This is a genomic window from Pseudomonas sp. VEM90 (assembly GCF_054611535.1).
Map to the genome: position 1 here is coordinate 1 of NZ_JBTRAR010000042.1, position 13436 is coordinate 13436.

General features: G+C 60.3%; 16 protein-coding genes and 1 pseudogene. All 17 read left to right on the plus strand.

The window, feature by feature from the left end:
• Window positions 1–71 precede the first annotated feature (71 nt).
• Window positions 72–776, plus strand: a complete 705-nt coding sequence (locus ACYCCG_RS25520; RefSeq protein WP_186703027.1) for a head maturation protease, ClpP-related — start codon at window positions 72–74, stop codon at window positions 774–776.
• Between the two features lie 64 nt (window positions 777–840).
• Window positions 841–2064 (plus strand): phage major capsid protein, encoded by a 1224-nt coding sequence (locus ACYCCG_RS25525; protein WP_459672226.1) that lies wholly within the window; start codon window positions 841–843, stop codon window positions 2062–2064.
• Between the two features lie 50 nt (window positions 2065–2114).
• Entirely contained in the window at window positions 2115–2348 is a 234-nt protein-coding gene (locus ACYCCG_RS25530) for a hypothetical protein (protein WP_459672227.1), read from the plus strand.
• Between the two features lie 4 nt (window positions 2349–2352).
• Window positions 2353–2925, plus strand: coding sequence for a head-tail connector protein (locus ACYCCG_RS25535; protein WP_459672229.1), 573 nt, complete (start codon window positions 2353–2355; stop codon window positions 2923–2925).
• Window positions 2922–3260, plus strand: coding sequence for a phage head closure protein (locus tag ACYCCG_RS25540; protein ID WP_459672231.1), 339 nt, complete (start codon window positions 2922–2924; stop codon window positions 3258–3260). Before ACYCCG_RS25535 ends, ACYCCG_RS25540 begins: the two co-directional genes overlap by 4 nt.
• A gap of 30 nt (window positions 3261–3290) precedes the next feature.
• Window positions 3291–3809: an HK97-gp10 family putative phage morphogenesis protein gene (locus tag ACYCCG_RS25545; RefSeq protein WP_459672233.1), complete on the plus strand. Its 519-nt coding sequence runs from the start codon at window positions 3291–3293 to the stop codon at window positions 3807–3809.
• On the plus strand, window positions 3806–4174 hold the full coding sequence (locus ACYCCG_RS25550; protein WP_459672235.1) for a DUF3168 domain-containing protein: 369 nt from the start codon (window positions 3806–3808) through the stop codon (window positions 4172–4174). Before ACYCCG_RS25545 ends, ACYCCG_RS25550 begins: the two co-directional genes overlap by 4 nt.
• 62 nt (window positions 4175–4236) lie before the next feature.
• Complete coding sequence (locus ACYCCG_RS25555) at window positions 4237–4728, plus strand: phage tail tube protein (protein WP_023389757.1); 492 nt, start codon at window positions 4237–4239, stop codon at window positions 4726–4728.
• A gap of 3 nt (window positions 4729–4731) precedes the next feature.
• A complete protein-coding gene (locus ACYCCG_RS25560; protein ID WP_459672237.1) occupies window positions 4732–5208 on the plus strand; it encodes a phage tail assembly chaperone family protein, TAC in 477 nt (158 codons plus the stop codon).
• Window positions 5209–5225: 17 nt separating this feature from the next.
• Entirely contained in the window at window positions 5226–5426 is a 201-nt protein-coding gene (locus tag ACYCCG_RS25565) for a hypothetical protein (RefSeq protein WP_459672239.1), read from the plus strand.
• A gap of 73 nt (window positions 5427–5499) precedes the next feature.
• On the plus strand, window positions 5500–5850 hold the full coding sequence (locus tag ACYCCG_RS25570) for a superinfection immunity protein (RefSeq protein WP_301158870.1): 351 nt from the start codon (window positions 5500–5502) through the stop codon (window positions 5848–5850).
• 55 nt (window positions 5851–5905) lie between these two features.
• Complete coding sequence (locus tag ACYCCG_RS25575) at window positions 5906–8356, plus strand: phage tail tape measure protein (RefSeq protein WP_459672242.1); 2451 nt, start codon at window positions 5906–5908, stop codon at window positions 8354–8356.
• Window positions 8353–8835 carry a DUF1833 family protein gene (locus ACYCCG_RS25580; protein ID WP_459672244.1) on the plus strand — a complete coding sequence of 161 codons (483 nt, stop codon included), beginning with the start codon at window positions 8353–8355 and terminating at the stop codon, window positions 8833–8835. Before ACYCCG_RS25575 ends, ACYCCG_RS25580 begins: the two co-directional genes overlap by 4 nt.
• 3 nt (window positions 8836–8838) lie before the next feature.
• Window positions 8839–9258, plus strand: a complete 420-nt coding sequence (locus tag ACYCCG_RS25585) for a hypothetical protein (RefSeq protein ID WP_459672246.1) — start codon at window positions 8839–8841, stop codon at window positions 9256–9258.
• Window positions 9230–12340, plus strand: a complete 3111-nt coding sequence (locus ACYCCG_RS25590; RefSeq protein WP_459672248.1) for a host specificity factor TipJ family phage tail protein — start codon at window positions 9230–9232, stop codon at window positions 12338–12340. Before ACYCCG_RS25585 ends, ACYCCG_RS25590 begins: the two co-directional genes overlap by 29 nt.
• Window positions 12340–12822 (plus strand): hypothetical protein, encoded by a 483-nt coding sequence (locus ACYCCG_RS25595; RefSeq protein WP_459672250.1) that lies wholly within the window; start codon window positions 12340–12342, stop codon window positions 12820–12822. The genes ACYCCG_RS25590 and ACYCCG_RS25595 overlap by 1 nt, the downstream gene beginning before the upstream one ends.
• A 43-nt stretch (window positions 12823–12865) precedes the next feature.
• Window positions 12866–13436 (plus strand): annotated as a pseudogene (locus ACYCCG_RS25600) (hypothetical protein); the annotation flags it as partial.

Below are 13436 nucleotides of genomic sequence, written 5' to 3' on the forward strand. Positions count from 1 at the left end.
CCCGGGCGGCGACAAACTCTACTTTTCGACTGCCAGCCAGAAGCCGGCCAAACCCCCAGAGGCTCAGCCAGATGAACCTGATCCAACTGTTCAAGAATAACCAGGCGGCCAAGCGCGAGTTTCGGATCGTCAGCGAGGCTCGCGAGGCGACCATCTACCTCTACGACATCATCGGCGAAGACTGGTATGGCGGTGTGGCAGCCAAAGACTTCGTGCCGCAACTGGCCGCGCTCGACGTTGACACTATCCACCTGCGGATCAACAGCCCTGGCGGTGACGTGTTCGATGCCCGCGCGATGGCCCAGGCAATCAAGTCGCACCCGGCCAAGGTAATTGCCCACATCGATGGCCAGGCCGTTTCGGCAGCCACTTATGTGGCGGTGGCAGCGGATGAAGTGGAAATTGCCGAAGGCGGTTTCTTCATGATCCACAACGCCTGGACCATCCAGATGGGAAACGCCAAGGACTTCCGCGATCAGGCCGACCTGCTGGATAAGGTCGATGCCAGCATCAGCGCCGACTACGAGCGCAAGACCGGGAAGTCCGCCGAAGAAGTCCTGGCCTTGATGGCGGCCACCACCTGGATGACCGCAGCGGAGGCGCTGGAAGGCGGGTTTGTTGATCGCCTGGCCGAAGGCAAGACCGCCACACAGAATCACTGGAACCTTGCCGCCTACGGCAATGCACCCAAGGCGCTTACCGAGCGCCCCGAACCCACAGTCAATCGCGAAGCCCTTGAGCGCCGCCTTTCGCTGTTGGAAAAAATCGCGCCGTAGGCCTCGCGCCGTCGCGTAAATCCAGCCCGCCCAGTGCGGGCTTTTTTGCACCTGGAGAAAAGTTATGACCATTCAAGCAATGCGCGAGCGCCGTAATGGCTTGGCCATCGAAGCCCGCAAGCTGCTGGACGACACCAAGGACAAGAAATGGGAGTCCGAGCACCAGACCAAGTACGATCAACTCACCGGCGAGATCTCCGATCTTGATGCCCGGATCGAGCGTGAGCAGAAGGTACTGGACCTTGCCGCCGAGCAGCACTTCAACAAGGGTGGCGATGGCAACAAGAAGCCTGGCAAGCGCGACACCGAAGACCTGCTCTCGGATATCGGCATTTTCGACACCTGGACCCGTCGCGGTGAACGAGGGTTCACCAACGAGCAGGCCGCCCAGTTCTTCAACACCATGAGCACCACCACGGGCTCTGAGGGTGGCTACACCGTGCCGTCCGCTGTGGCGTCCAGCCTGATCGACTCCCTGAAGCTGTTCGGCGGCATGCGCGCGGTGGCCGAGATCCTGAACACTGCCCAGGGCAACCCGCTGAGCTTCCCATCTTCGAATGGAACCAGCGAAGAGGGCGAAATCCTGGCCGAGAACGCCCAGGCCAGCGCTCTCGACCCGGCGTTCGGCACTGTCAGCCTGAACGTGTTCAAGTACAGCTCCAAGATCATTGCGGTGCCGATCGAACTGCTGCAGGACAGTTCGATCGACATCGAGGCGTTCATTCGCAAGCGCATCATCGAACGTGTCGGTCGTATCACCAACCGCCACTTCACCACCGGCACCGGCACTGGCCAGCCGCGCGGCATCGTGACCGCATCTTCCTCCGGCAAGATCGGCACCACCGGACAGACCCTGACCGTGGGTTACGACGACCTGGTTGACCTGCTGGAATCGGTGGACGAAGCCTATCAGCTGGCCGGTAGCTGTAAGTTCATGTTCGCTCAGACTGTGCGCAAGCTGCTGCGCAAGCTGAAGGACACTGCAGGTCGCCCGATCTGGACACCAGGCTACGAAGCCGGCATCACCGCTGGCGCCCCGGACCTGCTGCTGGGCAAGGAAGTGGCGCTGAACAACGACATGCCGGCGCCGGCGGCGAACGCCAAGTCGATCATCTACGGCGACCTGTCGAAGTACATGGTCCGCGATGCCATGCAGGTCAACCTGATGCGCTTCGACGACAGCGCCTTCGCCTCGAAGGGGCAGGTCGGCTTCCTGGCCTTCATGCGCAGCGGCGGCAACCTGACCGACACCGACGCCGTGAAGCACTACCAGCACTCGGCGACCTAATGTGCCTGGCGGGCTCCGGCCCGCCATCCCCCATCCAGAGGACATGAACCATGGCTGCAAAGAAAGATTTGGTGCAGGTGCGCGTGCTGTGCGGTTTCCCGCTTGAGGGGCGCGAGTACAAGCCCGGCCAGCTGGTTGGCTTCACAGCCGAGCAGGTTGAGCAACTGAAGGGCATGGGCGCGGTCGACCCCGGCAAGGATGCCTTGGCTGCCTGCAAGGCGACGGGCTACGAACTGGTCGAGCACTCGCCGGCTGATGCGCAAGAGTCGGCGGAAGAGGGCTGATCGTATGGGGCTGCAATTGCTGGAGGCGCCAACGGCCCAGCCCGTATCGCTTGAGGTGGCCAAGAAGCACTTGCGCATTGCCCCGGACGATACCGAGCAGGACGACGAGGTGGCGCGCATTGTCCGCGCTGCGACGGCCTGGGCGGAGCGGATTACCCAGCGAGCGCTTTGCCAGCAACGCTGGCGGCTGCACCTGGACGGTTTCCCTTGCGGTGCGGTGCTGATTCCTCGGCCACCCCTGCAGAGCGTTGAGGCAGTCAACTACACCGATTCTCTCGGGTCTGTTCAAACCCTTGACGCCCTGAGCTACATCGTCAACCCGTTCGAGATCCTTGGCCGGGTTTCCCTTGCCCAGGGCGAAAGCTGGCCAGCCACACGCAAGCAGGCCATGTCGGTGAAGATCGACTTCACGGCCGGCTATGCAACCGTGCCGGAGGATATCGTTTCGGCGATCCTGCTGCTGATCGGCCACCTGGACCAGAACCGGGAGCAGGTGGTCACTGGCACTATCGCCACTGAGTTGCCGATGGGCGTCGATTCGCTGCTAGCGCCCTACTGCGTTCCGGGTGTGCCATGAGACTCGGTCGCCTGAACCACCTCATCACCATTGAGCACAAGGTGAAGCTCAGAGACCCAGCGACCCTGGAGTTTGGCGAGCCAACCTGGCAGAAGTTCGCCAAGGTCTACGCAGAGGTCTCACCGTTGTCTGCCCGGGACTTGATAGCTGCACAGGCCGCCCAGTCCGAAGCCACCGCCCGCATGATGATCAGGTACCGGCCAGGTGTTCTGTCGACCATGCGAATCCTTTACCGAGGCGAGGTGTACAGCATTGAAGGGCCGCCCCTGGAGGACACCAAGTCTGGCCTGGAGTACCTGACCATTCTTGTCTCCAAAGGCGTCAAGGACGAGTGACGGCGTGCCGGCCGCGCCAGGAGAGAACACATGCGTGACGGTGTTGATTTCAAGATTACCGGCGCCGATCAGCTGGCCGGAAAGCTGTCATCGATCAAGGATGATATCCGCCGAAAAGGCGGTCGGGCCGCTTTGCGAAAGGCTGCTCAGGTCGTAGAAAAAGCCGCTATCGAGCAGGCGAAGAAGCTGGATGACGCCAAAACCCCGAACAAGATTTGGGAGCACATCACCGTCCAGTGGTCCAACAAACGGTTCCGCCGAACGGGTGATCTGATGTTCCGGATCGGCGTTGAGGGTGGAGCCAGGCAGTACGCCAACACCGCTGATAACAGGCGGGCAGGGCGGGTCGGCAAGAGCTATGAGCTCAGCAGTATCGTGTGGTACTGGCGGCTGCTGGAGTTCGGTACCGAGCGGATTCGCGCTACTCCGTTCATGCGCCCGGCACTGACCGAGAGCATCGCGGAAGTGACCAACACCTTTGTCAGCGAATACGACAAGTCAATTGACCGTGCGATAAAGCGCGCGGCGAAGAAGACGGCATCCTCATGACACCACCCATTGTGAAGGCCTGCTTGCAGAGCTCCGCTGTAACAGCGCTGCTTGGCGCCGGAACCGACATGCGCCTCTACTCGTTCGGGGAGGCCGAGCAGGGAGTGGCCAAGCCATACGCTGTCTGGCAGATCGTCAGCGGCAGCCCCGAGAACTACCTGGCTGGCCGCCCGGATCTCGATAGCGTCACCCTGCAGGTCGACGTGTACGCCGCGACTGGCGACTCCGCCCGCAAGGTCCGGGACGCAATCCGTGATGCGATCGAGCTGGAGGCCTATGTCACCCGCTGGGGCGCTGAAGGCCGCGACCCCGAGACAAGGAATTACAGATCCAGCTTCGACGTGGACTGGATGGTTTCCCGTTGAAACACCCATTTGACCCATGCCCGCCGAGTGCGGGCTTTTTTATTTCTGACTGGAGATAACCCATGTCGATGAAAGCCCAGGGCGCTCAGCTCTATGCTTTGGTGCGGCCTTTGAGTGGCACAGGCCCAAGGACCGTGATGGAGGTTGAATGCCTCACCGCGTTCAACCCTGGCGGATCGCCGGCAGACCAGATTGACGACACCTGCTTGGCCGATACCGAGCGGAAGTACAAGAAGGGGCTGCGCACCCCTGGCCAGGCGACGGCCACCATCTTGGCTGACCCGCGCAATGCCAGCCACGTTCGCATGTTCCAGTTGTCTCAGGATGACGACGATGAGGACATTCTTTGGGCGCTCGGCTGGTCTGACGGCAAGGACATCCCACCCACGGTCAACGCCGCTGGCGATGACTTCGAGCTACCCACCACCCGCACCTGGTGCCTGTTCGCCGGCTATGTCGCAGATTTCCCGTTCGACTTTGCCAGCAACACCTCGGTGAGCACTGCAGCGACCATTCAGCGCTCCGGCAAGCTCAACTGGGTCATCAAGGAGTAACCGATGAAGTTGACACTCGACGCGCTCAAGGGCGTAGGCTCGTTCACTGGCCGGCCGGTGGAAAAGGAAATCAAGTGGCGCCAGGATGGTACGGATTACACCGCCACCGTCTACGTACGGCCGATGGGCTACCAGACGGCGGTGAGCGACGTGCTTTCGGCTACTGGCAGGCAGGACAGCATTGCGGGCCGTATTGCCGCGTCTATCTGCGACGAGCACGGCAACCCGGTGTTCAGCAGCCCGATGGACATCACTCACGGGCCGCTTGATCCAGTTGAGCTGGAAAAGGACCCGGAGAGCACCAAGCGCTTGGGTTCGCTTGACGGTGCCCTGTCCGTTGCCCTGCTATTCGCCATCCAAGAGGTAAACGACTTGGGAAAGACGAAGAGCTCACCGAGCGAGACGAAGTCTGGCACGAGCTCGTCCTCTCCGGGATCGGGGGCTCAACGATCGCGCAAGCCAAAGAAACCCTCAGCCTGAGCGAGTTCCGATCCTGGGTGAAGTACAGGAAGCGCCGCGGCTCTTTGCATCTAGGTATGCGTATAGAGCGCTCGGTAGCCATGCTGGCGGCGCTGACTGCCAACCTGCACCGTGATCCGCAAAAGCGGCCGGCGCCCTACAGCTGGAAGGACTTCGCGCAGCATGAGGATGAAGACGGGCCGATCTCCCTTGAGGAGGCCATGGCTTCTTGGGCATAGCCTTGCATCCCGCATCAGGCTTGTCACTTCGGTGATATGTTAGATTGTCCAGATTTACACGGAGTTCGGGATCATGGTCGTCGATGCAGGTGCATTGCAGAGCAACGTAATGAAGGGCATGGTGGTAGCGTTGTACTTCCTGCCGTTCATCGTTGCCTGGTTGCGGGGCCATCACAACAAAGCACCAGTCTTTCTGCTGAACCTGTTTCTTGGGTGGACTGGCATCGGTTGGCTTGCGGCTTTAATTTGGTCGGTCTCTTCGATAAGAAGGCAGGCCCCCGTCGAATCGAGCGATTTGACGGCACCTCGCTCTGAAACAGCAGACCCATACCAGAAGCTTGAAAAATTAGCCGAACTGAGAGAGCGCGGGCTTCTCACCGCTGAAGAGTTTGAAGCGGAGAAAACTAAGCTACTCAGTCGATAGACACAAATATGACAATGCGCCCGCTCTGCGGGCTTTTTTTTGCCCGGAGAAAAAGATGGCCTCAAGATCATTAGGCACTTTGACTCTGGACGTCATTGCGCAGGTAGGCGGTTTTGTTGCCGGCATGGACAAGGCGGAGCGCAGTTCCGCAAAATGGCGAAGAGAGGTTGAGAATAGTGCAAAGGCAGTTGGTACTGCCATAGGTGCTGGAATCGCCACTGGCATTACGGCTTTGACTGCAATGACCATCTCTGCTGTCAATTCCGCATCTGAAATAGTTAATCTGGCAGCAGTCGCAAACGTCAGCGTCACTGATTTCCAGAAGATGGCGGTGGGCGCCAAGACTGTAGGGATTGAACAAGACAAGCTTGCTGACATTCTCAAGGATGTGAATGACAAGGTCGGTGACTTTTTAAACACCGGCGGCGGTGGCATGGCTGATTTTTTTGAGCAGATTGCTCCTAAGGTCGGAGTCACGGCGGATCAGTTCAAGAACCTTAGCGGTAGCCAGGCTCTGGGTCTTTACGTCTCCAGCCTAGAGAAAGCAAAAGTCAGTCAGTCTGACATGACCTTCTACCTCGAAGCGATCGCTAGTGATGCAACGGCCCTGCTGCCGCTGCTGCGGAATAATGCTGAGGGATTCAGGAAGTATGGTGACGCAGCTGAGGCGGCCGGCGCTGTAATGGACGAAAAAACCATTCTGGCGGCGAAGCAGTTCAGCACGGAGCTTACTGTTTTAGGGACATATCTAGGATCGGTTAAAACCGCACTTGCTGCTGAGCTGATGCCCGTTTTGGCGCAGTTCTCTAAAGATCTGACTGATACCACCGTTAATGCTGGAGGGCTTCAGAAAAAGGTCAAGGAGCTCGCCAGCGACCTAGTTGAAGCTGTCGCGGTTACCGCCACTTTGGCAGACGGTCTTGGAAGAACATTTAAAGTTGTTGCTGGAGTTATTGCTTCAGGGTTCGCAACTACTTTCAGTTATATTCAGCAGCTCGGCGCCGCTGGTAACAAGATTCTTGGCGCTATCACGTTCGGAGACATGTCAAAGAATTTCAAAGCAGATGCTGCGAAATTAACCAGCGATGCTGTGGACAACATGACTACGGCGAACTCAATCGTCATAGATTTGATGAAAGAGTTCGACAAGCCCTGGGCTGGTGACGCAATCCGCCAGTACGTCATTGATGCAAAAAAAGCAGCAGCTGAGCTTGGAACAATTACACCCCCCGGGACGTTTACGCCGACAACTCCTGATCAGCAAGCAGCCGCCAAAGCAGCCGAAGCAGCAGCCAAGAAGCTGCAGGGCCAGTTCGACACAGCCGAGGAGGGCTACAAACGGCAGATCGCGCTGATCAACACGGAGACCGACAAGCGCAAGGAGGCCACAGAGGTTGCCAAGCTGCAGTTTGAACTGGAGTCGGGAAACCTCACAGGGCTGAGCGCCAAGCAGCAGGAGCGCCTGAAGGGCTTGGCCGCCGAACTGGATCAGTTGAAAAAGCTGAAGCAGGCCAAGGAGGATGACAAGGCGGTCAGCGAGTTTGGCGCGAGCGTGAAGCGGCAACTGGACATCGACCAGCGCGCCCTGGACGCGCCGTTGCTAAATGCCTACAGCAGCGACGAGATGAAGCAGCGGGCCTTGGATCTGCTGACCATCGAGCAGGACTATCAGGACCAGCTTGAGGACCTTCGCCAGCGGCATGAGGCCGGCGACGTTTCGGATTCGGCCTATGAGCGTGAGACGAAGATCCTCAACGACGCGCTCGAAGAACGCCGGGCCATGCAGGAGAAGTACTACGAGGACATCGACAAGCTTCAGCTCAATGGTACGGCTGGCTTCCTGAGCGGCTTCGCCACCCAGGCCGAAGCGGCGATGGACCTTTATGGCAGCATGCAGCAGGTTGGCGCCGATACCTTGGCCAACCTGACAGATGCTGTTACCGACTGGGCCGAGACCGGCAAACTCGACATCAAGGGTTTCGCCTCAACGTTCATTCAATCCATGGGCCATGCACTGCTGTCCTTTGCCGCCGCGCAGGTGGCCATGGCCGCGCTGAACGCCTTCGTCTCCATGATAGGCGTTCCGTTTGTAGGCCCTGCCATTGCACCTGGTGCTGCAATCGCCGCCGCCGGCGCCGCTGGTGTGCTCATGTCCGCTGTTGGCGCCTCGCTGGATGGCCAGGCGCACGACGGCATCGATTACGTGCCGGCTGATGGCACCTGGAACCTGAAAAAAGGCGAGCGGGTAACCACTGCTGAGACCAGCGCGAAGCTTGACCGGACGTTGGATGATGTTGCGAAGAATAGCGGCGGGGGCGGCGGGGTGCGTGATGTGAAAATCATAAACAACGGGCAGCCTGCAACCGCAAGGATGCAAATGGACGGGGCCACCATGACTCTCATCCTCGATGCTGTGGCGGCGGATTTCAGCTCCAGCCTTGGCCGGAATGGACGGTACTCGAAGGCGGTGGAGGGAACCTACGGAACTAGGAGGGTCCCGAAATGACGGCCCTCGAAGTCGTTTATGCATCCGGTGGCGACATCATCGTCCCAACTCTGGAGATCTCGTGCCCGGCCTGGGACAAGACGCTGTACCTGGTGCAGGACTACGAAGACTTCCGGGCGACGACCGAGGCAGGCAAAACGGTCACGTTCCTGGCCTCGTCCATTGACGTGGCGTTGCCGGCCAAGGACAACTCCGGCGCGCAAACGCTTACCTTCGTGATCGACAATGTGACCGGTGAGGCCCAGCAGCTGCTGGACGCCTCACTTGCCGCTGAGGCCAGGGTCACCATGGTTTATCGAGAGTACCTTGCCAGCATTCCCGGTGAGCCCGCTGATCGACCATACCGCATGACCTCGTTCGGCGGGACCATGGATGGGCCCACCGTCCAAGTCGAGGCCGGCTACTACGACCTGATCAACATGATGTGGAACAGGGACCGATATACCACCGACTTTGCCCCAGGGCTGACATACCTCTAACCCATGTACAACAAATATTTCACCGCGACGTATGAAGACGGGGCGCGAGGCGAGATCGTGGGCGGCCGGTACCTGCTCGACTGCTGGGGCTTGGTACTGGCTATCCGCGAGGAAGTGCTGGGCCTGCCTCCGCTACCGGCCTTCGGCCCGATCGACCGCCGAGACCTTCGATCCTCCGCTAAGGCATATGCCAAGTACTCCGACCTCATGCCCGTTGGCCCGCCGGCGCCGGGCGCGATCGCGGCCGTCATCCATGGCGGGCTGTGTACCCATGTCGGGGTGGTTGTCCCGATTGACGGAGAACTCCGCGTCTTCGAGATCAACCCTGTTGCCGGGGTTACCAACATGCGCCTGATCGACTTCGAGCGATCCTACCCAAAGGTCAAATACCATCGTGATCGAGATCTTTCCGAGCAAGCTTGAAGGCGGGCCGCTTGAGCGTCATCCGCTGGAACAGGCCACGACCATCGAGGCCTGGCTGAAGGCAAAGGTGCGGGGCTATGAGCCGCGCCCGGTGCCGCCGATCAGTATCGTGGTGAACGGCAGCCTGGTTGCCGCATCCGCCTGGGGTGAAACCGAGGTCGGGCCAGACGATCAGGTGTCGATCTACATCGAGCCGAAGGGCAGCTCCCTCAAGACTATTTTCAAGCCTGGCCCGCTGGCCAAGCTGTTCGGGCTGGGCAACCCGTTCGACCCGGTGAAGCCGGCCACGCCGAACATGCAGAACCGCACCTCGCGGGAGCTGAACCTGTCGACGGTGAAGGGTAACCAGGCCGCGCTGAACGACGCCATTCCCGAACTGGCTGGTTCCCCGAAACGCTATCCCGACTACCTGGTGCCCGCTCACCGCTACTTTGGCGAGCCAAACGAGCAGTGGACGGAGCTCTTGCTGTGCATTGGCAAGGGCAAGTATCAGGTGCTGCCGGGCAACGTCATGGTGGGTGACACCACCATCGCCTCGCTGGGCTCGACGGCCAGCTACAAGGTATTCGGCCCCGGCGAGGACCTGTCGGCCGAAACGGCTGCCCAGTGGTGGCATAGCTCGACCGAGGTTGGCTCGACCAACACCGGCAGCGCTGGCCTCACGCTGACGACCACTGTCGCGGTACAGCAGCAGTTCGCCGGCAACGCGGTCGTTGCCTCTGATTACGTCCTGACGGTGCCCGAAGGGGCTGGCTGGTTTCCGTTCGGGTGGGACGGCGGGATGATCGCCAGGGTTGAGATCCTGTACCCATACACTTTCACTGCGCCGGCAGACGGTACCGCCACGGTCATCAGCGGCAAGCACCTCCCGATGCTGGGGGCGTTCGTCGGGATGAAGGTCGAACTGGCCGGGGCTAATGCCGGCGAATACGTGGTGGCCACCTACACCCCGGAGGTGCCCGCTACGCCTGAAGTGCCTGGATCGCCTTCAATGGTCACGGGCAGCGCCGCGCCAAGCCGTTTCAACTTTGACGTATCGCCCGTCAGCTTTACGGTATCCCGGGGCGCGAGTGATTTCCCGGTAACCCTGAATACCGCGACCACCAATCTGGCCGGCCTGGTCTCTGCTGTGAATACGGCACTGGCCGGTACCGCTTTGGTGGCGAGCGCCTCCAGCGGACGACTGCGCATTGCCGAGCAGGCCGCTCCCTTCACCGGTACCGAACTTGTCCTGAGCGGTTCGGCCGACGACGTGTTCGGGGTGTCGCCGGTGTTCGTGACCGGCGTGAAGTCAGAGGCCGCAGTAGACGGTGAGTTCGCCAAGATGACCCTGGCCTATGACGGCGGCGCGTCGGCGATCGGCCTGCAAGTGGGAGATCTGCTGGCCTCAATCGGTTATCGCGGCCTCCGCTACCGGATTACGGCCGTATCCGATGACGCCGAGGATGATGATGAAGATACCGAGGTGGACGAAAGCCACGGCCCATCGGCTATTACGCTTTCCCGCCTGACGGATACGGGCGCAGAGGATGATGACTGGGAAGGCTTCGACGCGCTGCAGACCAGCGATGTGAATATTGTGCTAGATGGCTCGACCACCGAGGGTGATTGGTCTGGGCCGTTTGCAGTGGTGCCGGAGGGTGAGGTTACCCGTCGCCTGGAAATCGACTTCTTCTTCCCGCAAGGGATGATCCGCTACACCGAGAAGAATGGTAATCAGCGGCAGGTGAGCGTCAAGGTCGAGATCCAGTACCGCGACATTACAACCGCCGGCGCCTGGACCTCGGTCACTTCGACCTACACCGCCATGTCACCCGATCAGATGGGTTTTACCCGGAAGATCTCTATCCCGGCAGCAATGCGGCCGGAGGTGCGTGTGCGCCGTATTGGCGAGGAATCGACGACATCGAACAAGCAAGATCGCGTGCAGTGGTACGGCCTGCGCGGGCGCATTGAGCGCGTACCGCGTCGGTACGAAGGTGTCACGGTAATGGTGGTCTACGTCAAGGGCAGTAATCGCCTTTCGGCCCAGTCCGAGACCATGGTTTCCGTGCGGCCGACCCGGGTACTTCCTGTGCGCAGCGGTGGGGCCTGGGCGGTGGAAACGCCCACTCGGGACATCGTGCCGTGGGTGGCGCACGTGGCGCGCACGATTGGCTACACGGACGATGACCTCGATCTGCCGGAACTGGATCGACTTGATGCCATCTGGAAGGCTCGCGAGGACCGTTTTGATCTTGCGGTGACTGGCCAGGAAACGGTGCTTGAGGCACTGAACAACGCCCTGATGGCAGGGTTTGCCGAGTTGACCATTGACCGCGGCCTGATCCGGCCAGTGCGTGACGAGCCGCGCGCGGTGTTTGAGCACATGTACACCCCGCAGAACATCATCGGCAACCTGACGCGCAAGTTCACCACTGTCAGGCCGGACGACTACGACAGTGTCGTTGTCGAATACGTCGACGAAAGCACCTGGCAGAAGGAGACGGTCAAGTGCTGGTTGCCCGGCGACGCAGGGGCCAAAACGGAGAAGATCACGCTGCAAGGGGTGATCAACAGGGACAGGGCCTGGCGGATCGGCATCCGGCAACGTCGCCGCTACAAGTACCAGCGCCATGGCTACAGCTTCACCACAGAGCTATCGGCGATGAATAGCCGGTACAAGAGCTACTGCGCTGCCGCTGACGACATCCCGGGGTATGGCCAGAGCTCTGTCCTCATCGACTTCCAGGTAGGCAACAGCCTAACCCTGCTGGAGAGCTCTGAGCCGCTAACTTGGGAGGAAGGGGCCGGCCACGTTGTTGGCTTGCGCAAGCCGGACGGCACACTCAGTGGCCCATGGCCGGCCACCCGAGTCGATGACACGCGGCTGACGGTGCCGGGGCTGGACTTCGAACCCGACCTGAGCTGGGACATCGAGCCGCCATACCTGCTGTTCGGCACAACCACCAGGTGGTGCTATCCGATCCTAATTGACTCCATCGCTCCGAAGGACTTCACGACCGATGTTGAGGCCGTGAACTACGACGTGCGCGTGTACGCCGACGATGACAACTTCGCACCACCACGGGGATCTACTTGATGCTCTCTATACCTGACGGCCTGCCGCTGCCGTTGCGCGAGGGCTACGGCTTCTCACCGGTTAGCCCGATTGTCAGGACGACGATGGCCAGCGGGCGAGCCATGCAGCGCAGACGGTTTCGCAGTGTTCCCACGATGGTCAGCGTTTCCTGGCTGCTCACCTCCGCACAGGCCCGCCTGTTCGAAGGTTGGTGCAAGTGGGGTATTGGGTATGCGGACTGGTTCCTCTGTCCGATCAAGAGCCCGCTTGGCATAAAGCCTACGCGGGCCAGGTTCACCGACATTTACCAGGGGCCTGAGCTGGTTGGCGTCGACCTCTGGCGCTATACCGCCGAGCTTGAACTATTCGAACTGCCCATCGTTGATGAGGCCGAGTTCACCTCGCTGCTGGCCGGGATGCCGATCACGGTTATGACTGCTCAGCTCCGCGCCTTGCTGGAGCGCTGGTACACCCGATCATGGCCCGGCGCGCTGGCCACCTAATTCCCTGCCCACTTCGGTGGGCTTTTTTTCGCCTGGAGTAAACATGAGCGGAGCAGAAGATCTCGCGCGCTTGACACAAACGATCGACACGACGAATGAGTTGCTCTTGTCGGAAGAGATCAAGATGGTGGACGTTGGCGGCGGAACCCTGCGGCCGACCAACGCCAAGGTGTTGGCCGATCTTTCGACGCAGATGAGTGGAGCGCTCATCTACACCAGCACTGCGCTTGGTCTCGCTGGCACGGTGTCCGGAGGGTATTTCAGCGTGTTGGCCGCTGACGCCTCGGACTACCTGATCCTTTACCGAAATGAGGCTGGGGTCGCTGTAGAGAAGAAGCGCTACCCCTCATCGCAGGCGCTGTCAGAGGTGCAGGACGTGATCCGGCAGATCGAGGCGGAAGAATCCGATGCCTTCAGCTTCGAGGATGAGTTCCGTTACATCCTGATGCGCCTGCTTCGTGATGGTACGCTCGATCTGCTCGGTGGGCAGCTGAGGAACAATGGCGATGGCCTGGAAGTCAGCGACCCTAACGGCTTCATCGTGGCTCGTTTCGGCTCCCTGAGCAGCTTCGTGAACGGCCTGACGTTCCAGCCCACGGAAGAGGAAGGTATCG

What these genes read in the sequence shown, in the direction of transcription:
- ACYCCG_RS25520 (WP_186703027.1), top strand. Translation starts at nt 72, where the DNA reads ATGAACCTGATCCAACTGTTCAAGAATAACCAGGCGGCCAAGCGCGAG.
- ACYCCG_RS25525 (WP_459672226.1), top strand. Translation starts at nt 841, where the DNA reads ATGACCATTCAAGCAATGCGCGAGCGCCGTAATGGCTTGGCCATCGAA.
- ACYCCG_RS25530 (WP_459672227.1), top strand. Translation starts at nt 2,115, where the DNA reads ATGGCTGCAAAGAAAGATTTGGTGCAGGTGCGCGTGCTGTGCGGTTTC.
- ACYCCG_RS25535 (WP_459672229.1), top strand. Translation starts at nt 2,353, where the DNA reads ATGGGGCTGCAATTGCTGGAGGCGCCAACGGCCCAGCCCGTATCGCTT.
- ACYCCG_RS25540 (WP_459672231.1), top strand. Translation starts at nt 2,922, where the DNA reads ATGAGACTCGGTCGCCTGAACCACCTCATCACCATTGAGCACAAGGTG.
- ACYCCG_RS25545 (WP_459672233.1), top strand. Translation starts at nt 3,291, where the DNA reads ATGCGTGACGGTGTTGATTTCAAGATTACCGGCGCCGATCAGCTGGCC.
- ACYCCG_RS25550 (WP_459672235.1), top strand. Translation starts at nt 3,806, where the DNA reads ATGACACCACCCATTGTGAAGGCCTGCTTGCAGAGCTCCGCTGTAACA.
- ACYCCG_RS25555 (WP_023389757.1), top strand. Translation starts at nt 4,237, where the DNA reads ATGTCGATGAAAGCCCAGGGCGCTCAGCTCTATGCTTTGGTGCGGCCT.
- ACYCCG_RS25560 (WP_459672237.1), top strand. Translation starts at nt 4,732, where the DNA reads ATGAAGTTGACACTCGACGCGCTCAAGGGCGTAGGCTCGTTCACTGGC.
- ACYCCG_RS25570 (WP_301158870.1), top strand. Translation starts at nt 5,500, where the DNA reads ATGGTCGTCGATGCAGGTGCATTGCAGAGCAACGTAATGAAGGGCATG.
- ACYCCG_RS25575 (WP_459672242.1), top strand. Translation starts at nt 5,906, where the DNA reads ATGGCCTCAAGATCATTAGGCACTTTGACTCTGGACGTCATTGCGCAG.
- ACYCCG_RS25580 (WP_459672244.1), top strand. Translation starts at nt 8,353, where the DNA reads ATGACGGCCCTCGAAGTCGTTTATGCATCCGGTGGCGACATCATCGTC.
- ACYCCG_RS25585 (WP_459672246.1), top strand. Translation starts at nt 8,839, where the DNA reads ATGTACAACAAATATTTCACCGCGACGTATGAAGACGGGGCGCGAGGC.
- ACYCCG_RS25595 (WP_459672250.1), top strand. Translation starts at nt 12,340, where the DNA reads ATGCTCTCTATACCTGACGGCCTGCCGCTGCCGTTGCGCGAGGGCTAC.